The organism is Mycolicibacterium sp. 624, assembly GCF_040548615.1.
In the GTDB taxonomy this organism is placed as follows: Bacteria; Actinomycetota; Actinomycetes; order Mycobacteriales; family Mycobacteriaceae; genus Mycobacterium.
This window is the reverse complement of sequence record NZ_JBEPRZ010000003.1, coordinates 219,993-241,500: the sequence shown is the minus strand read 5'-3', so window position 1 is coordinate 241,500 and position 21,508 is coordinate 219,993. Positions and strand designations below refer to the sequence as shown.

The window sequence follows — 21,508 nt, the reverse complement described above, 5'->3', positions numbered from 1 at the left end:
ACCGGCCTCGGAGTTTGCTGTGCGACCTTTGCCGCTGATCTGCGCCGTTACCGAAGTGCCGGGGGGTCTGCACGCCCCGCACTGAGCGTGATCATGAAGTTCACGGGTTGCCCGTCCGCTACACGGCGGCGCCGTGCGAACATGGCTAAGCCGCAGGCCACGGTCAGAAGGTGGTTGCGGCGGTGGTGTCAGTTCTCCCGGGGCAGGAGTTCGGCGGCGAACCGGTCGACGAACCCGTCGATCGAGGCGCCGTCGGCGGGGCGGACCACGAATTTGGTCAGGCCTGCCTTCAGGTAGCCGTCGATGAGGCGGTGCAGCGCGGGCCACCCGTCGGCAACCAGTTCGGCGGGGTCGACGTCGGGTCTGCGTCTGCGTACCGCTGTGGTGAGGTCATCGCTGAGTCCGGCGTCGCTGACCGCCAGGTTGATGCCGAAGTGGTCGGGTTCTATCGATCGCCCCGCATCGGCAGCCGCCTCCTCGATCAGCACCCGTCCGCGCCGCGCCTCGTCGGGCGTGAGGAAGCTGCCGAGCCAGCCGTCCGCGAGACGGCCGATGCGCTGGAAGCCTGCGGGCGCCGAGCCGCCAAGCCAGATGTCGAGGCCCGCGGCAGGCCGGGGTTGGACCGCGACCGTCGGCACATCGAAGAACTCACCCGAGAAGCTCGTACCGTCGGATTCCAGAGCGGCCCGCAACAACCGCAACGACTCGTCGAAGACCGCCGCACGGCGTCCGTCCGGCACGACGAAGGCCGCGCGTTCGGCGGGCAGTGCCGAACGCAGCCCGAACACCGGAAGGACCCGCTTGGGTGCCAGCGCGGCCAACGAGGCCAACTGCTTGGCGACCAGGACTGGATGGCGGCCGGGTAGCACCACGACTGACGTGCCGACCTTGAGCCGCGCGGTCCTGGACAAGGCGAACGCCATGCCGACGAACGGGTCAACCGCGTTGGAGTACACCAACTCCGAGAACCACAGTGAGTCGATGCCGAGTGCTTCGAGTCGATCGACGAGTGCGGGCAGGGCCTCGGGTGCGGTGTCGCCGGCCAATCCGACGCCGAAGCGGATCTTCATCACGAGCCCACGTTAACGCCATATCCACTCGCGCCGCGTTGGCCTGTCTGACAATGGGCTCATGCATGCATCCGTGACGGTGCCTATGTCGGCACCCGCGCAGACCATCTGGGACCTCGTCTCCGACGTGCGGAACACCGGCAAGTTCTCCCCGGAGACCTTCGAAGCCGAATGGCTCGACGGTGCGACCGGTCCGGCGCTCGGCGCGAAGTTCCGCGGTCACGTCCGGCGCAATGAGATCGGTCCCGTCTACTGGACGACCTGCAGAGTGACAGCCTGTGATCCCGGCCGCGAGTTCGGCTTCGAGGTGCTCGTCGGCGACCGGCCGGTGAACAACTGGCACTACCGGTTCGAGAAGGTGGACGGCGGCACCGATGTCACCGAGTCATTCCGCATGACCGAGGGGCTTTTCACCTCGTTGTTCGGCGTGCTCGGCGGCCAGCTTCGACGACGACGCAACGAGCGCGACATGCGCACCACGTTGCAGCGGATCAAGGCCGTCGTCGAAGCCGACGATCCCGCGGTCTAGTTCACCCCGACGCCGAAGACCGGGATCCACTGCCCGAGCACCCAGATTCCCCACTGCCGGTTGCCGTCGTTCCACACCGGATTGGCCCGATAGCCGTAGTAGTCGATGTACTGCGGCAGCGGCCCACCGTTCCAGTGGTACGGCGGCGGCGGTCCCCAACCCCACGGCGGTGCTCCGTTGCGGTCGTCCCACCAGTCGTGCTTGTTGTTGGCCCACCACGGGCCCTTGTCCCACTTGGGTCCTCCGCCGCGGCCGTTGCCGTTGTTGCCGTTGTCACACCACGGGCGGCACCAGTCGTCTCCCCCGTGTCCCGGCTTCAGCGGTACCGGCGCCGCTGGTGCGGCGGACGTCACGGGCGCTGCCCCAACGGCCGAACCCATGGCCAGTCCGCTCGCGATCACGGCGGTCGCCGTCAACTCGGCGATCCTGCGCAGCTTCATTGTCGTCACTCCTACCCGTGACCATCGACGGCGAATACCACGAGATGACTTCCCGTGCAATCCGATGCCGACGCGGTCACGCTCGTTTCGCACACCCTGATGTGACCCCAAATGTGACCCTACTTTGATCATCGTCGCCGCCGCGCAGAGCGTTACCGGCACGGTGTCCCAACCCGTCAGTGTCGGCGTCGATGACCGACGATGGGCGGACGGACCCGGAGTTTGCTACTCGGGGTGTGCTGGCGATCTCCGGGATATCGCGATTCTGCATTGCACTACAACAATATTCGGCCGCGGATACTGGTTCGACGAGGTGTACATGCTGGCCATCGGCCGGTAACACCTGAACCGGGGTTCGGCCGACCAGCCGCCCCCCAGCGCCAGCGTTCGCCGCCCTGATTGCACATGAGATCGGATGCGACCGCCGCGCACAGCTTTTCGTCGCCGCTGCCCAGGTCACCGCTTTGTGGACGTTGTTCGCAAGCCACTGGCTGACCCCCTACGGCCGGACGCACATGCAATGGATGTTGCTGGTGTGGTTGCTGATTCGATGGCAGTGCCTCGCTGGTGATCGTTTGCTGCTGGCAGCCGGTGCCATCTTCAGCGGAGTACGAAGTCACCCGCGTCGACGTCGCGCGTCCAGGTCCAGTAGTCCACCAGCCGCCACGGGCTGAGTGTGTACACCTCGCCGAAGCTGTTCTTGTAGAACGAGTGAGTGATGGACGGCTGCGCCCACACCATCCTGCTCATTTCGTCCTGGCTGCGCCGAACCCAGTCGTCGCAGCGATCCTGCCGGGGTTCCATCGACCTGTGGCCACTGCCGATCAGGTGCTCCAAACACGCGGTGATGTAGCGCATCTGGCACTCTGAGTGGAATATCAGGCTGCCGCCACTGGCCAGGTTGGTGCCCGGGCCGTACATGCAGAACAGGTTCGGGTACCCGGGCACCGTGATGCCCAGATAGGCGACGGGACGTTCACCCCACCGCGTACAGAGGTCCTCCCCGTCCCGCCCGACGATCGACATCGGCCACATCACCTTGTTGGCATGGAAGCCCGTGGCGTAGACGATGACGTCGGCGGGGTGGCGGCTCCCGTCCTCGGTGACCACGGCATCGGACTCGATGCGGGCGATCGGCGTCCGTACCAGGTCGACGTCGTCACGCGTCAGGGTGCGCAGCCAGCTGCCGTTGTCCTGCAGGGTGCGCTTGCCGGTGGCCGGATAGTCCGGCACCACCTTGGCGGCCAGGTCGGCGTCATCCCCGAGCTGGCTGGTGATCCACTCGGTGAAGACCAGCCGGGTGATCTCGCTGATCTCACTGACCGCACGCTGCTGATCGGGATAGTCCGGATCGACCCGCGCGGCGTCCAGCCCCTTGTCACAACCGGGCCAGAACAGCAAGAACCGGTACCAGCGCCCGTAGAAGGGCAGATGCCGCAGTGCCCACTGCACGCCCGGGCCCACCTCGACGTGGTAGTTCGGGTTGGGAAACATCCACTGCGCGGTGCGCTGGAACACCGTGAGGTGCTCGGTCTCCTCGGCAATGGCCGGTGCGATCTGGAATCCGCTGGCCCCGGCGCCGATCATCGCGACGCGCTTACCGCGCAGGTCCACCGAGTGATCCCACTCCGCGGAGTGGAAGGCCGGACCGGTGAAGTCGGTCTGGCCGGCGATATCGGGAGTCTTGGGCCGGTTCAGCTGGCCCACCGCGCTGATGAGCGCCCGCGCGGACAGGGTGGACGGGTTGCCATCGCCGTCGCGCACCGACACCGTCCAGGACGCTTCTGCGTCATCCCATATCGCACCCGTCACCTCCGTGTCGAACCTGATGTGCGGGCCGATGCCGTACCGCGCTGCGACGTCCTCGAAGTACGCCTGGAGTTCGGGTTGCTCGGCGAAGTAGTGCGTCCACTGGTCGGTCGGTTCGAAGCTGTAGCAGTAGAAGTGGTTTCCCACGTCGACGCGGGCGCCCGGGTAGGTGTTCTGATACCAGGTTCCGCCCACGCCCGCATTGCGCTCGATGATGGTGAACGGGATGCCGGCCTCCTTGAGGCGGATGCCGGCCAGCAACCCGGACTCGCCGCAGCCGATCACGACGACGGGGAACTCGGCACGCGCTTCTGCATCCGCGGACGCCGGGTCGTCGACGCGGGTGGCTCGCTGATCGACACCGTCGAGCTCCATCTCCTCGAGCAGCATCGGCACGTACTCATCGGGTACGGGCTCGCAGACCAGCCACTCCATCATCTCCTTGAGCAGCTCGGCGCCCACCGGCTCGGGCTCGGGGCAGCCGCGGTCGCGGTAGTCCGCGATCACCCCGACGGCGAGGTCACGCGCGGCGGCCTTGTCCTGCTCGGACATGTATCCCTGCACCTCGTTGAGGAACAGGCCTGCGGGCTTGAGCGCGCCCCGGATCAGCTCCGGATTCCCCGACATGTGCACCAGCGACAAGATCAGCGTCGGAATGCTGACGTCGAGCAGTGCATCGGCGATCTCCTCATCAGAGGTCGTAAAGGGTTGTCCCGCATGTGAGTTCCGCACCCCAAGGTGCTATCACGGCGCGGCACCGCGACGCAGGGTATCGGAGGAATGGCCCGCCGCGGTTGATGTGCCCTCAGGCGGGGTACTGATCTTGAATGAGCGAGCGCGATGATGCGTACGGTCCGCAGCGACGTCCCCCTGGCGTGGACGACGACACCATCGCAGCGGTCGGGAAGGTGTCGGAGGCGCTGGAGTACGTCGAGCGCGCGCGTGGCCATCTGTACTCGTTTCACCAGCTCATCGGCCATGCCGACCTGGTACTCGGGAACGCTTGCGACGAGCTGCGAGCAGCAGGACACGACGCGATCGCCGATCGCATCGAGACGGAACTCGTCGGGCTCAACGTGCTGCACGGGCGCTGGACGTTCCAGATCATGGAGGAGTTCGACGACGGGTACTGGTCGGAGTTCCGCCGTCACGAACGCGCCGTGCGTGACGAACTGCAGCTGGGCCTGCGTCACGCGTACGAGGCCGATATGAAGGAGCGCAGGCGCACCCACGGCCGTCAGGGCCATGAGTCGCGGCCCGGGGACTAGTCGGTCCGGCCGCCCGACGACTCCTCGCCCTCGTCGCCGACGCCCCAGCTTCCGGGCAACATCGGAAGTGTCGCGCTGTTGCCGAACGGGTCACCGGCCAGCGTTGTCAGCCCGCCGGGGGTGGTGGCCACGGACTTCGTGGCGGTGCCGGTGAGCTTCGTGGCGGCGCCAGTGAGTCCAAGTCTCCCTGCGCCGTGACCCGATGCGGTGGTGGCTGCCGGCTTCCCCTCACCGGATGGCGTCGGGATGTCATCGTCGATGGTCATGAACTCGTATCGATAGCCGCGTTCCTTGGCGGCAGCGCCGCGCCGCTTGCGCGCCTTCGACTTCGCACGGCTGGAGGCCAACGCGGCCGCGCCAACCGCAGCCGCCGCACTGTTCGGGGCGTGCGCCACCGCTCCCGCGCTGTTGCGCATCGGCGGGCCGAAGCCGAAGCCCGGCCCATCGCCGCGGATCGCGTACCCCACACCCTCGGCACCGGCGGGCACGGGCGTCGGCGCCGGTGCCGGTGCCGGTGCGCTGGCCGTGGGCGCAGGCGCGGCAGGCGCGGCGGCACTCGCCGCACTGGCCGGTGTACCTGGCATCGCAACCGCACTCGGCTGGTCGGCGGGGCTGGCAACGACCGGCGCGGGTTCATCGATCGGGATGTTGTAGGCCTGGGCCATCCCGGCCAACCCAAGAGCCAGCGGGAGGGCCACCCCGGCCGCAGCGCCCGCGACCGCGGCGTAGATCGGCGTGCCCATCACGGCGAAGGTCGCCGCGTAGGCGAAGACGTACATCAACGGCAGCCAGGTGACCATCGCGGTCGACGGGCTCGTCGCGAAGTCGACGATGATCTGATAGATGGTGCCGATCGGGTTGGTCACCAACTGTTTGAGCGCTCGGTACATGCTGAGGAAGTGCTCGGAGCCTGACAGCAGCTCCTCGATCGGATCCGCGAAGGCCAGCGCCGAAGCTGATTCCGCGGCGCTCATCTGCGCCCTCGACTGCATCCCCGTGGCCGAGGCGGTGCCCGTCTCGCCGACACCGGGTGCGAGCAGCAGCGGCGACGGTGCGGTGTGCGGTGCTGATGTCACCGCTACCCCGGTGATGGCCTGGTAGATGCTCATGGTCGTGGCGGCCTGCACCCACATCCGGGCGTAGTCGGCCTCATTGAGCGCGATCGGGATCGTGTTGATGCCCAGGAAGTTGGTCGCCACCAGCACGCCGCGAGTGGTGTGGTTGGCGGCCAGCTCGGCGAGGGTGGGCATGGTCGCCAATGCCGCGGAGTAGGACGCGGCCGCCGCCTCGATCTGGAGTGCCACGCCGGCGCTGTTGGCGCTCGCCTGAGACAGCCAGGCCAGGTAGGGCGTGTGTGCGGCGAGATACCGGTCGGCGCTGGACCCTGTCCAGGATCCGCCGAGCACGGTGCCCATCAGTGCACTGAGTTCAGCGGCCGCCGCGGCGTACTCGGCGCTCAATGAACTCCATGCGCCGGCGGCCGCCAGGAGCGGTCCGGCGCCCGGCCCCCCACTGAGCAGCGTCGAGTGCACCTCTGGGGGCAGCGCCATCCACACGGGAGCGGTCATCGGCGTTTTGTCCGGGCAGCCGCACACCGGGCCCGGCACATCCTTTCGTAGCTTTGGCTAGCCTAACTTAATTTATCCAAGGGTAACCTAACTGTGGGAGGAAATTGACGGCCGCCATGTTTTTGGCGGGTCGCCGACACCTCGGCCAGTCCGCGAGCCGGTGACGCCGGGCGGGTCTAATCTCGGCGGGAGCATGTTCTCGACGATGAGGTGATGCGATATGGGTGTGGTGCAGCGAGTCAACGGAACAGTGCCGCCCGACGTGCCGCTCTCCGATATCAACCTCGGGTCATGGGACTTCTGGGCCCTCGACGACGATATCCGCGACGGCGCCTTCGCCACACTGCGCCGCGAGGCGCCCGTGTCGCATCACCCCGAATTCGTCCAGGATGGTTTCGAGCCGGGCCGCGGCCACTGGGCCGTCACGCGGTATGACGACGTGTTCCACGCCAGCCGGCACCCCGAGTTGTTCAGCTCGGCGCTCGGCATCACCATCGGCGATCAGACCCCGGAACTCGCCGAGTACTTCGGATCCATGATCGCGATGGACGACCCGCGCCACACCCGGTTGCGCAACATCGTCCGCAGTGCCTTCACCCCGAGGGTGCTCACCCTCATCGAGGACTCGGTCCGGGACCGAGCACGACGCCTGGTCGCGAAGATGCTGGCCGACCATCCCGACGGCAACGCCGAACTCGTCGCCGAACTCGCCGGCCCACTGCCGCTGCAGATCATCTGCGACATGATGGGGATCCCCGAGTCGGACCACCAGCGGATCTTCCACTGGACCAACGTCATTCTGGGATTCGGCGATCCCGACATCACGTCCGACTTCGACGAGTTCTTCGGCGTCGCGATGGATATCGGAGCCTACGCCTCGGCACTGGCCGACGACCGTCGAAGCAACCCCGGCGACGACCTGACCACCGCCCTGGTGCAGGCCGAACTGGACGGTGAGCGACTCACATCCAGCGAGGTCGCCTCCTTCTTCATTCTGTTGGTCGTGGCGGGCAATGAGACCACCCGCAATGCGATCAGCCACGGGGTACTGGCGTTGAGCAGGTTCACCGATCAGCGCGACGCGTGGTGGCAGGACTACGAGGGCATGGCACCGACCGCCGTCGAGGAGATCGTGCGCTGGGCGTCACCGGTGAGCTACATGCGCCGAACCGTCACACGCGATCTCGAACTCGGCGGGGTCGATCTCAGTGCCGGTGACAAGGTCACGCTGTGGTACGGGTCGGCCAACCGCGACGAGTCAAAGTTCGCCGATCCGTGGACATTCGACCTGCGGCGGCACCCGAACCCGCATGTCGGCTTCGGCGGCGGTGGAGCTCACTTCTGTCTTGGCGCGAACCTTGCCCGCCGCGAGATCACCGTCGCCTTCGAGGAACTACACCGGCAGATCCCGGACCTGGTTGCCACCGAGGAACCCGACCGACTGCAGTCGGCCTTCATCCACGGCATCAAACGACTACCCGTGGCCTGGACACCGCGGAGGTAGCCAGCGCCTGCCCCGCAACGGGTCTCGCCTCGGGCCTACCGAACGGAGCGCCGAGGTTGGCGGTGGGAGGTGTGCTCCCCCCGGCCCTCGGGCCGAACGTCGGCCGGGGTCGTCTCCTCGGATGCGGTTGTCTCCTCGGACGGAGTCGTCCGAGGATCCAGCGCATCGGCACGCTCACGGCGTTCGTCGAGCTGCTCACGGGCGGAGTCGACCTCGACGCGGTGGCTTGCCGCACGCTCCTGCAGGCGTGCGGCCTCGGCAGCCTTGGCCTCGGATTCGGCCTGCGCCGCGCGTGCCTTGGCCTCGGTCTCGGCGGTGATGGCCTCACGCCGCTGTAGACGCTCGTCGCCCTCGCTCACCTCCGCGCGGATTCGGTCGGCCTGCACGCGCCTTCTCCGCTGGGTCGCTGCACGCGCGATGAACGCGACGGCCAGAACGGCCAGTACGGCGACGACGGCGATGATGATCCAGCCGGTGGTCGTCATGACGACTCCTTCAATCGGTAGTACGTCAGCTGAATTGACGTACGCGCTGATTGAGCGGATGCCCGTCGGCGCCGATCCTCAAACGCCGGGTCCCACGCCACGCTCACCACCCGCCGAGACTGCGGGGAGATCGCGGTTTCGGAGCAAATCGCGATCTCCCCGCAGTCTCGGTGCTGTTCAGCTGGGCCGAGCGCTCAGAAGTAGCCGTTGGCCGGCGGCCAGGTGCCATTGACCAGGTAGTCCCCCGTCGCGTGGGCCTTGTAGGCGAGCGGGTTGTGGCTGGCCAGGGTGCGCGCATTGCGCCAGTGCCGGTCCAGATTGAGTGTCCGCGCGGTGGCCGATGCGCCGCCGGTGTCGAACAACCGTTGCGCACCCGACAACGTCAGGCGCTCCGCGATCAGTTGCGCCTTGGCGATGACGACCGCCAGGTCGGCCAGAGCAGCGGCATCGTCCTGGCGCCCGGCGTCGGTGATTTCATCGATCGCGTCGGCCGCCACGAGCACCAGAGCCTCCGCGGCGGCGGCGTTGGCCGCGATCTCGCCGACGGCCTCCAGCACGAACGGATCCTGTGCCGCCGTCGCGGCCACCGAGTGCGCCGCCGGTCGCGCCCGCTCGCGGACGTAGGCCACCGCGTCGTCAGCGGTCGCGTGCGCGATGCCCGCCGCCACGGCAGCCAGATACAGCTGCAGGAAGCCGGTGCTGTGGCCCAGGTGCGCACCGTCCGAGATCGTGGTGACCTCGTCGGGGTGCACCGCAACATCGTCGAATCGGGTTCCGCCGCTGGCGGTGAGGCGCTGACCGAAACCGTCCCAGTCGTCGAACAGCTCGACGCCGACGCGGTCCGTCGGCACGATCGCCTGCAGGTCACGGCCACCGGAGTCAACGGCCGACACCGCGATGACGTCGGCGAAAAGCGTTCCGGTGGAGTAGAACTTGTGACCGTTGAGGCGCAGCACGCCCGCCGCGTCGGCGATGAGGGTCGTGTCCGCACTCGATGGCGCCTTGCCGTTGAGGTCGGTGATCGCGTTGCCGAACACGGTTCCTGCACTGATGACCGGAAACCACTGCACCCGTTCGTGTTCGGTTGCCCGGTTGCTCAGCAGACGCTCAGCGAAGCCGTAGTGTGCGCGCAGCGACTGCGCGACATTCGAACTGCCCCTCGCAATCTGAATCACGGTGAAGAGCACATCGCGAACCCGCCCTCCGGGACCGCCGTATCGTGCGGGAACGCGCAGATCGAGCAGGCCTGCACGGCGGATTCGCTCGACGGCGCCGTACTGCAGGATGCGATCCCGCTCGGCGTTGGCATCCGCACGACGCAACTCCGCGACGATCTCTGGCAGTCGAGCCAGGCGGTCGGCGGTCGTGCCACGCAACGGTTCGTCGGAGAATGCGGGCCGCGCCGCGACGGAATCGAGTGTCATGGTCGGTCTCTCCTCACCGAAAGCGGGGAACGATTCGCTGGGCGGCTCACGATCGCGTCAGGTAGCGCTGGCGTTCCCAGTCGCTGACGTGGCCGTTGTACTCGATCCACTCACTGCTGGCGATCGCCGCGAAGTCATGTACCGACGCGGCGCCCAGGATGTCGGCGATCGTGTCGTTCCTGGTGGCCAGCGCAACGGCCACACCAAGGGATTCCGGCAGTGGAGTCCCACTGCCGTACAGGTTTCCGCCCTCGGCCAACGGTGGCCTCCTGGCCGCCTCAAGTCCGGCGACCACGGCTGCGAGTGCCGACGCGGTGAGCCAGTAGGGGTTGGCGTCCGAGCCGCCCGTCCGCAGTTCGATGCGATTGCCCTCGGGTGTCGACTCAATCAGTGACCGCACCGCGGCGCTGCGGTTGTCGCGACTCCAGGTGACGGTGGCAGGCGCAAACGAGTCGGGCACGAACCGGCGGTAGGCGTTCACCGAGTGTGCACCGAACAGGGTTATCGACGGCAGATGTTCGAGCAGGCCTGCGATCGCGTGCAGGGCGACGTCGTTCTCGTTGCCATCGTCGGACCCGAACGCGGGCTGGCCGTCCCGCCACAGCGAGATATGCAGGTGTGCAGAGCTTCCCGAATGCTCGGAGAAGGGTTTGGGCATGAAGCTGGCGATCTTGCCGTGCCTGCGCGCCACCTCCTTGGCCGCGTACTTCAGCCGCGCACTGTCGTCGGCGGCCTCCAGCGCATCGGTGTAGATCAGATTGGTCTCGACCTGGCCCGGCCCGTACTCGGTCTGGATGCCCTCGAGCCTGGTGAATGCGCCCAGGGTCTCGTGCAGGTCGGTCAGGATCGGATCGAGGGCGTTGGCGTTCTCCAGCGAGTAGGCGTGAATGTCCTCCTGGAACGGCGACCCGTCCGGATTCAGCAGGTAGAACTCGAGTTCCACCCCGACCTTGGCGGTGTAACCCAGCGCGAGGAGTCGAGCCAGCACCCGTTTGAGCACGCCGCGCGGATCCAGCGGTGAGGGCTGCCGGTCGTGCCGCACGACATCGGACACGACGTGGCCGACGCCGGGACGCCACGGCAACGGCCGGAACGTCGCGAGATCGGGCACTGCCAGCACATCGGGATAACCGCTGTCCCAGTTGGTCAGCCGCAGCGAGTCGATGACGGTGCCGTCGGTGTTCCAGCCGAGCGCGGCCTCGCAGAACGCGAACCCGCTGCTCCTGGCACGCTCGAGGAAGCCCCGCGCCGGGATTCGCTTGCCCGCGGCGTGACCGAACGCGTCACTCCAGGCCACTTCGATCTCGCCAAGAGACCCGTCCTCGAGCCCCCGCAGCAATTCGAGTTCGGGGGCGGTCGCCGCGGATCGTCCGTCAATGATCTGTGTCATTAGGCGACCTGGTCTGACTTGTCCGGGACCCGGGCACCGATGACGAAGCCCGCGGCGAACGCGACGGCGAGCAGGCCCACGATGATCCACGCGAGCACGCTGGAACCACCGACCAGATCGCTGAGGTTGGCCAGGATCAGGCCGAGGGCGGCGACGAGGCCGACCAGACCCAGCGCCGGCGCGATGCGAACGCGCCACTGGGAGTGGCCCTTTCGATCACGGGCGAAGAACACCAGCACCGCGACGGTGGTCGTGACCATCAGGATGATCACGCCGACCGTCGTCACACCGGCGAACCAGGTGTAGAACTGCGCCGCGGGGTCGAGTCCGAACACCACCGCGGCCAGGATGCCGACCGCGACGACGCCGGAGATCCACAGCGACGCCCGGTGCGGCGAGCCGTGCCGGTGGTGCGGCCTACTCAGCGTCGCCGGTAGGACGTCGCGCGCGGACAGCGCGAAGACGTACCGCGACGCGACGTTGTGGAACGCGAGGATGCACGCGAACAGGCTCGTGAAGTACAGCACCGTGACGAGGTCTGCGCCGACGACGCCGAGGTAGCGCTGGGCGGTGTCGCCGAGGAATGTCGCGCCCTCGTCGGTGGCCCTGCGAACGGCCTCCTCGTCGCCCCAGCCCGAGATGAACGCCCAACTCGTGATGGCGTAGAAGACGCCGATCAGCACCAGTGACACATACGTCGCACGCGGGATGGTGCGCTCGGGGTCGCGTACCTCGTCGCGGAACACTGCGGTCGCCTCGAAGCCGACGTAGCTGATGATCGCGAAGAGCAGGCCGATGCCCAGCGATCCGGACAGGATGGCCTGGGGATCGACTATGCCGGTGGACAATCCGCTGTCACCGCCCTGTACGACGATCACCAGATCGAGGACGGCGACGATCGCGATCTCGGCCGTCAGCAGGATGCCGAGCACCTTGCTTGACAGTTCGATGCTGCGGTAGCCGAGGTAGGTCGTCACCGCGAAGGTGACCACCGCGACCGACCACCACGGCACCGCGGGGCCGCCGAACAATTCGACGACGCTCGATCCCGCGAGGCCCAGCAGGCCATAGACGCCGGCCTCGAGGGCGACGTAGGTGACGATCGCGACAAAGGCTATGCCGATGCCGGTCGGTGCGCCCAGCGACGTGCGCACATAGGAGAAGAACGCCCCGGCCTCCTCGACGAAGGGCGTCATCGCGGTGAAACCGACCGCGAACAACAGGAATACGGCGGTGGCCACGATGAAGGTCGCGGGGAAGCCGGTGCCGTTGCCCGAGGCGATGCCCAGCGGCACGACACCACCGATAACCCCAAGCGGCGCGGCCGCTGCGACCACCATGAAGACTATGGAGGCGACGCCGAGGCGGCCCCGCAGCTTGCGGTCCGGTCTCTCGGGGATGCCCAAATCATCTGTTGCAGCAATGGTTTCGGACATGCTTGTACCCGCCCCTTCATGGCGCCGAGTGCCGGCGACTAGAGGGACGATAGGGCTCGGTGGATGGCCGCGACCATATCTGGAGTCACCGTGATCGAAACGCCGCAGGGGCTACAGCGTGGCGGTCAGCGGGCCCGCGGTCTGGCACAGCGATCGGGGTGGATTGCCCGTCGACGCGCAGCCACGACCCGTCGCCACATAGGTGGCACCGGGCCGGTACGGACCGTAGAAGACCTTCGCGGTGCCGGGCCCCTCGGTTGAGGCGCACTGCTGTACCGCGGAACTGCCCTCCATCTGCACGCAGGCGACCGATGACGTCGGCTCGGCCGCGACCGAGCAACCGGCCGGGTTCACCGACGCCGTCACCATCGGGGTGCCCGACACATCCACCAGACGCGGCGGGGTCAGCGCGAACGCACAGGGTGGTGATTCCGGCTCGGCCGTGGCGGGTGCGGACGCGGTCACCATCGCGAACGCTGCGGCCAAAACCGCCCCGAGCACGCTCGCCAACGTCACGTCAGCCCGTCGAACCATGCTCGGATCCTAGGTCACCGCAGGACCCATTCGTCGTCGATGGACGGGACTAGCCGACGTACCGGGTGAACCAATCTTGCAGACGCTGCCACGCATCAGCGGCCGCCGCCGGGTCGTACCGCGGCCCCGTGTCGTTGAAGAACGCATGGTCGGCGCCAGGCTCCATGACCAACTCGTGCACCAGACCGGCCCTGGTGAGCGCCTGCTCCGCCGCCTCCCTCGTCGCGTTGACCCGGGCGTCCTTCTCTGCGTAGAAGCCCAGTACCGCGACATCGCGGGAGCCGCCGAAGTCAGCGCCATCGGGCAGCGGGCCGTAGAACGGGACAGCCGCTGAGAGCCGTGGCTCACCGGATGCGAGCAGCTGCCAAACCAGGCCGCCGCCCATGCAGAACCCGACCGCGGCGAGTTTGACGCCCGGTGCGCGCCGGGCCACCTCGGCGACACCGGACTTCAGATTGGCCACGAACTCCGCGGGCGGGATCGTGCTCAGCGCCGCGGTGGCCTCGGCGGGGTCGGTGAAGGTGGCGGTCCCACCCTGGGCAGAGAGTAGGTCGATGGCCAGGGCCGAGTACCCGATCCCCGCCAGCCGCCCCGCGACCGACCGGGCCCAGTCGGTGAGCCCCTTGTTCTCGTGGATGACGAGCACGCCGCCCCTGGGATTCTGTGCCGGTGCCCAGACACCCTGCAGGTCGCCCTGGGGTCCGGCCCAGGTGATGGGCTCACCTGCGACCGCGGTCTCCGCACCGGGTGGCGAAGCACCGCCGGGCGCGGTCGTCGGGCTCGTGGCGGAGTCACTGGTCGGGGCCGTGTCCTGCTCGCGTGACTGCCCGCACGCGGTGATCAGCGCGGTGGCCGCGGCGGTGCCGACACCGATCAGCGCGAGGCGCCGCAGCGCCTCCCGTCTGGACAGCAGACCGTCAACGTGATCGGTGGCGATCTCCTCGGCGATGTACCGCTGCAGCGGGGTCACCATCGCGAGTATGCCCGCGTATGCGGAAGTGCCGCTGGCGAAGCGCCACAACACCAATACTGGGTGGATGTCGCAGCATGTTCCACCAGACCTCCGGGGCCGCGTCGCCGTGGTCGCAGGGGCCACCCGTGGGGCCGGCAGGGGTATCGCCGCTGCTCTCGGTGAGGCCGGCGCGACGGTGATCTGCACCGGGCGCAGCAGTGCGTCGGGCCTGCTGCAGTCGGACTACGACCGGCCCGAGACCATCGAGGAGACCGCCCAGTTGGTCACCGACCTCGGCGGTGTCGGCATCGCGGTCGCCGTTGATCATCTCGAGCCCGACCAGGTGCGCGCGCTGGCCGACCGGGTGCGCACGGACCATGGCGCCATCGATGTACTGGTCAACTCCATATGGGGCGCGGAGGTCCTCAAGGGGTCGCCGTCATCGTGGAACCGGCCGCTGTGGGAGCACGACCTCGCCGATGGACTGCGCATCCTGCGCCTGGGCATCGACACCCACCTGATCACCTCGCACTGTCTGCTGCCGCTGCTGGTGTCGCGACCCGGTGGTCTGCTGGTCGAGGTGACCGACGGTACGGCGGAGTTCAACGCGAATCACTACCGCATCTCGGCGTTCTACGACCTGGCGAAGGTCGCCGCGAACCGGTTGGCGTTCAGCCAGGGGCACGATCTGGCGCCGTACGGGGCGACCGCGGTCTCAGTGACTCCGGGGTGGCTGCGGTCGGAGATGATGCTGGACAACTACGGCGTCAGCGAGAGTGACTGGCAGGCGGCGATGGACCCGGAACGCACCGACGGCCACTCGGTCGCACCGCCGCCCTTCGCGGAATCGGAGACGCCTCGATACCTGGGCCGCGGTATCGCCGCGATCGCCGCGGACCCCGACCGTGCCCGCTGGAACCTGCGGTCGGTGAGCTCGGCAGAACTGGCGCGCGAGTATCGCTTCACCGATACCGACGGGCGAATGCCCGACGCCTGGTCGGTCCAGTAGACAAATTTCAGAATCTGTTCACGATTTCGTTGACACCGCTGGCCGGGGACGGTTCTATGACGGGGTGACCTACGACACGATCATCCGCAACGGCCGCTGGTTCGATGGAACCGGCGCCGCGTCAGCGGTGCGCAACCTCGGTATCCGCGACGGTCACGTCGTGGTGATCACCACCGATGAACTCGACCCGACGGGCTGCCCGCAGGTGATCGACGCGACCGGCAAGTGGGTGCTGCCCGGGATGCTCGACATCCACACCCACTACGACGTCGAGGTGCTCAACGGTCCCGCTCTGGCCGAGTCGCTGCGACACGGCGTCACCACCGTCATGCTCGGTTCGTGCTCGCTGTCGACCATTCACGTCGACGGCACCGAGGCAGGCGATCTGTTCGGCCGGGTCGAGGCCATCCCGCGCGAGCACGTCATCGGCGCGGTCGACGGCAACAAGACGTGGACCACCTGTGACGAGTACATCGAGGCACTCGAGGCGCGCCCGCTGGGCCCGAACCTCGCCGCGTTCATCGGCCACTCCGACATGCGAACCGCAGTGATGGGCCTGGACCGGGCCACCCGCAAGGACGACCAGCCGACCCGGCAGGAACTGGCGCGCATGGAGGAGATGCTCGGCGAGGCGCTGCGGGCCGGCTTCGTCGGTATGTCGTCGATGCAATTGCTGTTCGACAAGATCGACGGCGAAGTCTGCCGGTCGCGCACGCTGCCCTCCACCTACGCCAAGCCCCGCGAGCTGCGCAGGCTGAAGTCGCTGCTGCGGCGGGCGGGCCGGGTCATGCAGTCCGGACCGGACATCTCCAACCCGCTCAACCTGGCCTCCCAGGTGGCGCAGTCGCTCGGCATCTTCCGCAATCCGCTCAAGACCAGCCTGCTGTCGGCGGCCGACGTGAAGTCCAACCCCTACGCGATCCACATGATGGGCCCGCTGGCGCGCGCGGTGAACCTGCTCGGCGGCAACTTCCGGTGGCAGCACCTGCCCGTGCCGTTCGAGGTCTACGCCGACGGTATCGACCTGGTGGTGTTCGAGGAGTTCGGCGCCGGTGCCGCCGCGCTGCATCTGGCCGAAGAGGTGGAACGCAACGAACTCATGCGCGACGAGGCCTACCGGCGTCAGTTCCGCAAGGACTACGAGAACAAGCTCGGCGTGCGGGTCTGGCAGCGCGACTTCTACGACGCCGACATCGTGGCCTGCCCCGACGCGTCGGTTGTCGGCAAGACGTTCGGCGAGGTCGCTGACGCCCGCGGACTGCATCCGGTCGACGCGTTCCTCGACCTGGTCCTCGAGCACGGCACGGATCTGCGGTGGCGCACCACGATCTCCAATCACCGGCCCAAGGTGCTCAAGAAGCTGGCGCGCGACCCCGGCATCCAGATGGGCTTCTCCGACGCAGGCGCCCACCTGCGGAACATGGCCTTCTACAACATGGGCCTGCGGCTGCTGCGGCACGTCCACGATGCGCAGCGGGCGGGTACGCCGTTCATGACCGTCGAGGCCGCGGTGCACAGACTCACCGGCGAACTCGCCGACTGGTACCGCCTTGACGCGGGGCACCTGCGCGTCGGCGACCGCGCTGACATCGCCATCATCGATCCCGAGCGCCTCGACCACTCCCTCGACGGCTACGCGGAGGATCCCGTCGACCAGTACGGCGACCTCTCACGGATGGTCAACCGCAACGATGAGACCGTCACGGCGGTGTTCGTCGGCGGGCGAGCCGTTTTCGTCGCCGGCCAGGCCACCGATCTGGTCGGCAACCAGCGCACGGGCCGATTCCTGCGCGCCGCCCACAACTCCCCCGCTCTCCCCAAGCAGAAAGACGAGTTCGCCAGTGTCAGTTGAGGATACCGTTCTTGGAATGTGGAAGGCGCTGTCGGCGCGGGACTGGGAGAGCCTCAAGGGCTTCCTCTCCGACGACTGCATCTATCTCGACGTGCCGGTGGGGCCCGCGGCGGCCGCCAAGGGGCCCGATGACATCGTCAAGCGGCTCAAGATCGGCCTGGAACCGCTCGCGTCCTACGAGAACTTCGACGGCCTGCTCGTTGAGAACGGTCACGACGCGATGTACGAGCATCATGAGGAATGGCATTGGAGCACAGGTGAATCCGCGGTGCTGAAGTTCGTCACCGTGCACCGGGTCGAGAACGACAAGATCACGGTGTGGAAGGACTACTGGGATATGGGCGCCCTGGCCAACCACGCTCCCCCGACATGGCTTGAGGACTTCGCGAACGCCGACATGTCCTGGGTGTACGACGCGACCGGTGAGGTCTAACCAGGAGCATATGCTGGCGGTATGAGCGCTTCGTCGCTGCCGCCCGGGCCGCCCCTGCCCAGGCTGGTGCAAGCCGGACTCATGCTGAGGTTCTGGCCGCGGTTCGTCGCTGGCTGCCGACGTCGTTACGGCAGGGTTTTCACACTCCGGATCGCCGGGATCGGAACGCTGGTCTACGTCGACGATCCGACCGACCTCAAGACGGTCTTCGCGGGAGATCCCAGCATCTTCCATGCAGGCGAGGCGAACTCGATGTTGGCCGGGCTGCTCGGATCCAGCTCCGTGCTCGTCGTCGACGACGATGTGCACCGCGAACGGCGCAAGCTCGTGATGGCGCCGTTTCACCGTGACGCGGTGGCACGCCAAGCGGGGGTGATGGCCGAACTCGCGGCCGAGAACATCGCATCCTGGCCGATCGGTACCGAGTTCGCGGTGGCACCGCACATGTCACGGCTCACGCTCGAGGTGATTCTGCGAACGGTCATCGGCGCGAGCGATCCAGTACGGCTGACCGAGTTACGCGCTGTCATGCCCAAACTGCTCACGTTGAGCGCCTGGCAGACGTTGGCGGTCGCCAACCCGAAGCTGCAGCGACGCCGACCCTGGCGAGCGGTGCGCGGACATATCGCCGAGGCCGATCGCCTGTTGTACGCCGAGATCGCCGACCGGCGCGCCGATCGGCACCTCGGCGAGCGCAGCGATGCACTGGCCGTGATGATCCGTTCGGGGGTGATGACCGACAGGGAACTGCGCGACCAACTGATGACGCTGTTGGTGGCGGGGCACGACACCACCGCCACCGCATTGTCGTGGACGTTGGAGCGACTCACCCGCCACCCCGATGTCCTGGCAAAGGCGGTTCGGGCGGCCCACGCCAGCGCGGCAGGAGATCCCGCGGGCGACGAGTACCTCGACGCCGTGGGCAAGGAGGTCCTCCGAATCCGGCCGGTGGTCTTCGACGTGGGCCGGGTGCTGCAGGCACCGACGGTCGTCGCCGGATATCGGTTGCCCGCAGGGGTGATGGTGGCCCCGGGTATCGGGCTTGTCCACGCCAACGCCGAGTTGTATCCCGACCCGGAGCGCTTCGATCCCGACCGCATGGTGGGCGCAACGCTCGGTCCGACCACGTGGCTGCCGTTCGGTGGCGGCAACCGCCGCTGCCTCGGTGCGACGTTCGCGCTGACCGAGATGCGGATCGTGTTGCGCGAGGTGCTCCGTCGAGTCGAGTTCGCGACGACGACGGCGGCGGTCGGCGAGCGGCAGCGCGTCAAGGCGGTGATCCTGGTACCGCACCGCGGGGCCCGTGTCACGGTTCGGGCGATCCACGAGGTCGGCTCAGCCCAGGCCGTAGACCCGTCGAGCGTTAGTGGACGCGATCAACTCGACCACCCGCATGGCATCGCCCACTGACCACTCGTCGGCCTGCACGAACTCCGTGACCACGTCCCGGATGCCGTTGCGCCACAGGCGTGCACCGAGATAGTGCAGTTCCGGTGGGCCGTATCCATCCGACGAGTACAGAATCTTGTGGAACGGGGCCAGCTCGAGCAGGCGGCCGATGAAGTCCCTGGCCCGCGCTCCGAGGAAATTGATAGACAGGCCGCCGTCGAGGTACACGTTGTTGAACGCCTGAGCCAGATAGCCGGCCTCGCGCTCGAACGGATAGCAGTGCAGCAGCATGACCGGGGTGTCTCCCGCTGTGCACAGGAAGTCGCGCAGGTGCAGCGGGTTCGCGCGAGCCAGATCGCAGTCCCGATCCCCGAACCCGACGTGAAACTGCAGTGGCTTGCCCAGCCGGAGGGCCTGATGCAGGCCGAAACGCAGTAGCACCCGATCGGTGAGGCGGGTGCCGCCCTCGTCGCGCCAGCGTGCGGCGGCCTCGCGCACGCTGGCCGCCGACGGATCCGACAGGTCTCCGACGAAACCGCCGCGATAGGCCAGGATCGACTTCGTCGCGATCGCCGCCGCGCCGCGCGTGTGCAGCAGCTCCTCGAAGACCGCGGCGTAGTCACCGCTCATGTGCGCGGCGTCCTGCGCGAGCGTCTCGAGCCGCAGCACTTCGTGTGCGCGTGCACCCGAGACCTCCGACACCAGTGCGGGTTCCGCGACACCCGAGGAGAGTCCGGTGTCGACGAGCCAATCCGAGACCCCCGCTGCACCCAGGAACACGCGCGCCAACTCGATGTCGTCGTACCCGCTGCGATGGTCCCAGTAGGTGTCCGCATCGACGTGGCGCGCCAGCCCCAGCAGAGGGGCGCAGTGGGCACGCAGTGCGAATCCGAGCTGCGTGTCGAATGCGGACCCGAAGTCGGCCATGGGGTTGGCGTTGCCCTCACTGAGGCCGCTCTCGAAGCGGCTGCGGTCGCCGGACTCCAGCCAGAAGCCGTGCACATGATGGTCGATCAAGCGCACGGATTCGATGTGGTCTGCCAGCACGTGATCCGACGAACGAATCATCTACACACTCCAGGACATCCGGAACCTGGCCGTCAGCTCGTCGTCGGTGAGGTCCGCATATGTGTCGTGCTCATATCGCCGCACCGCGACGATCGCGTCAACCGCGGAGCTCCCGAGAATCCCCCGGACGAGCTCCGACCCGGCGAGTGCGTCGATCACCTCGATCTGATCACTCGGGAGTGCTGTCATGCCAACGGCTTCCCGCTCCGCCGCGCTCAGCAACGACGGGTTGACGGTGACCTCGGGCGGCAGCGAGAGGTCGCGCTCAATACCGTCGAGGGCGAGCCCGAGGATGGCTGCCGTGGCGAAGTACGGATTCGCCGACGGGTCGACGGCCTTCACCTCGACGTTGGCGCCATGGGGATTCGCATCACCACCGGCGACGAACCGCATGGCGGCTTCCCGGTTCTCGGTTCCCCAGCAGACGTGTGCCCCCGACCAGAGGCCAGGGCGCATCCGGAGACCGGACAGGATCGAGCCACTCAGCACGCCCTGGGCGGCGGGCAGACCCGCCAGCAGCCCGGCAATGGCCGATGCACCGGCCGGTGTCATACCCCTGGGCCCCGTACCTCCCGAGAAGGTGGGCTCGCCGTCTGCGATGAGCGAGAGATGTTGGTGAGCACCGGATCCGACGCTGCCCGCGAACGGAACTGGGGAGAGGCAGGCTCGCACACCGTACTTGCGGGCCACCCGTCCGATCACGATACGCATCGCCATCAGTTGATCGGCGGCCGCGACGGGGGCGAGTGGCGCCAGCGAGATCTCGAACTGATTGGCGCCGTACTCGGGATGGAGTTGTTCGAGCACAATGCCCGATGCGGCGGCCGCCTCGATCACGTCACGGACGAAACCCTCGTGCTCGAGCACGCCGGCCACACCGTACTGCGCCCACAGCGTGGACGGCAGCCGGGCACCGTCAGGCCCCACCAGGACGAATTCGATCTCGTGGCCGACGAGCGCCTCGAACCCGGCCGCGGTAAGTCGCTGCTGGACACGGTGCAGGGTGCCACGGCTGCACAGCGGATCTGGTGAGCCGTCCTGGTGGAAGAAATTCCCTGGCGCCCAGGCCAATCCGTCGCCGAGCACGCGCACCGCGTCGGGGTCTATGCGGACCCGCAGATCGCCGACCACGCCGATGGCGTCACCGGTGACGACGCCGAGCTGGTCTATCGCGAAGACGTGCCACACGGGGCTCGCGCCGAGCCCCGGCTGCACGAACGCCGCCGATTTGGCCAACGGCACCGTCTTTGCGTGGATCAGGCCGGCGGGATTGACCACCGTCCCTACCAGTGCAAGGACTCCGTCGGCTGCAAGCTGCGCGATGGCCGCCATGGCAGCCATTCTGCAC

Annotated in this window: 19 protein-coding genes; 7 read left to right on the top strand and 12 right to left on the bottom strand. The window is 67.6% G+C overall.

The genetic code is table 11. The features are described 5' to 3' along the window. Positions 1-188: 188 nt before the first annotated feature. Positions 189-1,070, bottom strand: coding sequence for a TIGR03854 family LLM class F420-dependent oxidoreductase (locus ABIA65_RS14040; RefSeq protein WP_241405654.1), 882 nt, complete (start codon positions 1,068-1,070; stop codon positions 189-191). A 61-nt stretch (positions 1,071-1,131) separates the two neighbouring features. Between ABIA65_RS14040 and ABIA65_RS14035 the strand changes: the two genes are divergently transcribed. Next, complete coding sequence (locus tag ABIA65_RS14035; protein WP_354523914.1) at positions 1,132-1,599, top strand: SRPBCC family protein; 468 nt, start codon at positions 1,132-1,134, stop codon at positions 1,597-1,599. Here ABIA65_RS14035 and ABIA65_RS14030 read toward each other — a convergent pair. Together ABIA65_RS14030 and ABIA65_RS14025 are read right to left on the bottom strand one after the other, a co-directional pair. Continuing rightward, the gene (locus ABIA65_RS14030; RefSeq protein WP_371747053.1) at positions 1,596-2,039 is read right to left on the bottom strand and encodes a hypothetical protein; all 444 of its coding nucleotides are present in this window, start codon (positions 2,037-2,039) and stop codon (positions 1,596-1,598) included. The two genes, ABIA65_RS14035 and ABIA65_RS14030, sit on opposite strands and share 4 nt — an antisense overlap. 600 nt (positions 2,040-2,639) lie before the next feature. Then, positions 2,640-4,580 carry a flavin-containing monooxygenase gene (locus tag ABIA65_RS14025; protein WP_354523913.1) on the bottom strand — a complete coding sequence of 647 codons (1,941 nt, stop codon included), beginning with the start codon at positions 4,578-4,580 and terminating at the stop codon, positions 2,640-2,642. 95 nt (positions 4,581-4,675) lie between these two features. Between ABIA65_RS14025 and ABIA65_RS14020 the strand changes: the two genes are divergently transcribed. Beyond that, complete coding sequence (locus tag ABIA65_RS14020; protein ID WP_241405197.1) at positions 4,676-5,116, top strand: hypothetical protein; 441 nt, start codon at positions 4,676-4,678, stop codon at positions 5,114-5,116. Here the strand turns inward: ABIA65_RS14020 and ABIA65_RS14015 are convergent. Continuing rightward, positions 5,113-6,684: a PPE family protein gene (locus tag ABIA65_RS14015; RefSeq protein ID WP_354523912.1), complete on the bottom strand. Its 1,572-nt coding sequence runs from the start codon at positions 6,682-6,684 to the stop codon at positions 5,113-5,115. The two genes, ABIA65_RS14020 and ABIA65_RS14015, sit on opposite strands and share 4 nt — an antisense overlap. A gap of 220 nt (positions 6,685-6,904) precedes the next feature. Here ABIA65_RS14015 and ABIA65_RS14010 point away from each other — a divergent pair, with 220 nt between their 5' ends. Next, positions 6,905-8,188, top strand: coding sequence for a cytochrome P450 (locus ABIA65_RS14010; RefSeq protein ID WP_241405195.1), 1,284 nt, complete (start codon positions 6,905-6,907; stop codon positions 8,186-8,188). A 35-nt stretch (positions 8,189-8,223) separates the two neighbouring features. On the opposite strand, the gene ABIA65_RS14005 is transcribed toward ABIA65_RS14010, so the two are convergent. The 6 genes from ABIA65_RS14005 to ABIA65_RS13980 form a co-directional block, all read right to left on the bottom strand. Then, complete coding sequence (locus ABIA65_RS14005) at positions 8,224-8,673, bottom strand: hypothetical protein (RefSeq protein WP_241405194.1); 450 nt, start codon at positions 8,671-8,673, stop codon at positions 8,224-8,226. Positions 8,674-8,867: 194 nt separating this feature from the next. Further along, positions 8,868-10,097 carry an acyl-CoA dehydrogenase family protein gene (locus tag ABIA65_RS14000; RefSeq protein WP_354523911.1) on the bottom strand — a complete coding sequence of 410 codons (1,230 nt, stop codon included), beginning with the start codon at positions 10,095-10,097 and terminating at the stop codon, positions 8,868-8,870. Positions 10,098-10,143: 46 nt separating this feature from the next. Next, complete coding sequence (locus tag ABIA65_RS13995; protein WP_354523910.1) at positions 10,144-11,487, bottom strand: glutamine synthetase family protein; 1,344 nt, start codon at positions 11,485-11,487, stop codon at positions 10,144-10,146. Then, positions 11,487-12,923 (bottom strand): APC family permease, encoded by a 1,437-nt coding sequence (locus ABIA65_RS13990; protein WP_354523909.1) that lies wholly within the window; start codon positions 12,921-12,923, stop codon positions 11,487-11,489. Before ABIA65_RS13990 ends, ABIA65_RS13995 begins: the two co-directional genes overlap by 1 nt. Before the next feature lie 111 nt (positions 12,924-13,034). Further along, positions 13,035-13,457 (bottom strand): hypothetical protein, encoded by a 423-nt coding sequence (locus ABIA65_RS13985; protein WP_354523908.1) that lies wholly within the window; start codon positions 13,455-13,457, stop codon positions 13,035-13,037. Between the two features lie 49 nt (positions 13,458-13,506). Continuing rightward, the gene (locus tag ABIA65_RS13980) at positions 13,507-14,427 is read right to left on the bottom strand and encodes a dienelactone hydrolase family protein (RefSeq protein ID WP_241405189.1); all 921 of its coding nucleotides are present in this window, start codon (positions 14,425-14,427) and stop codon (positions 13,507-13,509) included. Between the two features lie 67 nt (positions 14,428-14,494). Here ABIA65_RS13980 and ABIA65_RS13975 point away from each other — a divergent pair, with 67 nt between their 5' ends. The 4 genes from ABIA65_RS13975 (at position 14,495) to ABIA65_RS13960 (ending at position 19,113) form a co-directional block, all read left to right on the top strand. Further along, a complete protein-coding gene (locus ABIA65_RS13975) occupies positions 14,495-15,418 on the top strand; it encodes an SDR family oxidoreductase (RefSeq protein WP_241405652.1) in 924 nt (307 codons plus the stop codon). Positions 15,419-15,482: 64 nt separating this feature from the next. Continuing rightward, positions 15,483-17,270 (top strand): N-acyl-D-amino-acid deacylase family protein, encoded by a 1,788-nt coding sequence (locus tag ABIA65_RS13970; RefSeq protein WP_241405188.1) that lies wholly within the window; start codon positions 15,483-15,485, stop codon positions 17,268-17,270. 16 nt (positions 17,271-17,286) lie between these two features. Continuing rightward, entirely contained in the window at positions 17,287-17,703 is a 417-nt protein-coding gene (locus ABIA65_RS13965; RefSeq protein ID WP_241405187.1) for a nuclear transport factor 2 family protein, read from the top strand. 21 nt (positions 17,704-17,724) lie between these two features. Beyond that, entirely contained in the window at positions 17,725-19,113 is a 1,389-nt protein-coding gene (locus ABIA65_RS13960; protein ID WP_354523907.1) for a cytochrome P450, read from the top strand. On the opposite strand, the gene ABIA65_RS13955 is transcribed toward ABIA65_RS13960, so the two are convergent. After that, positions 19,039-20,160 (bottom strand): amidohydrolase family protein, encoded by a 1,122-nt coding sequence (locus tag ABIA65_RS13955; RefSeq protein WP_354523906.1) that lies wholly within the window; start codon positions 20,158-20,160, stop codon positions 19,039-19,041. The genes ABIA65_RS13960 and ABIA65_RS13955 overlap by 75 nt on opposite strands. Further along, the gene (locus tag ABIA65_RS13950) at positions 20,161-21,501 is read right to left on the bottom strand and encodes a type I glutamate--ammonia ligase (protein ID WP_354523905.1); all 1,341 of its coding nucleotides are present in this window, start codon (positions 21,499-21,501) and stop codon (positions 20,161-20,163) included. Between the last annotated feature and the right edge of the window lie 7 nt (positions 21,502-21,508).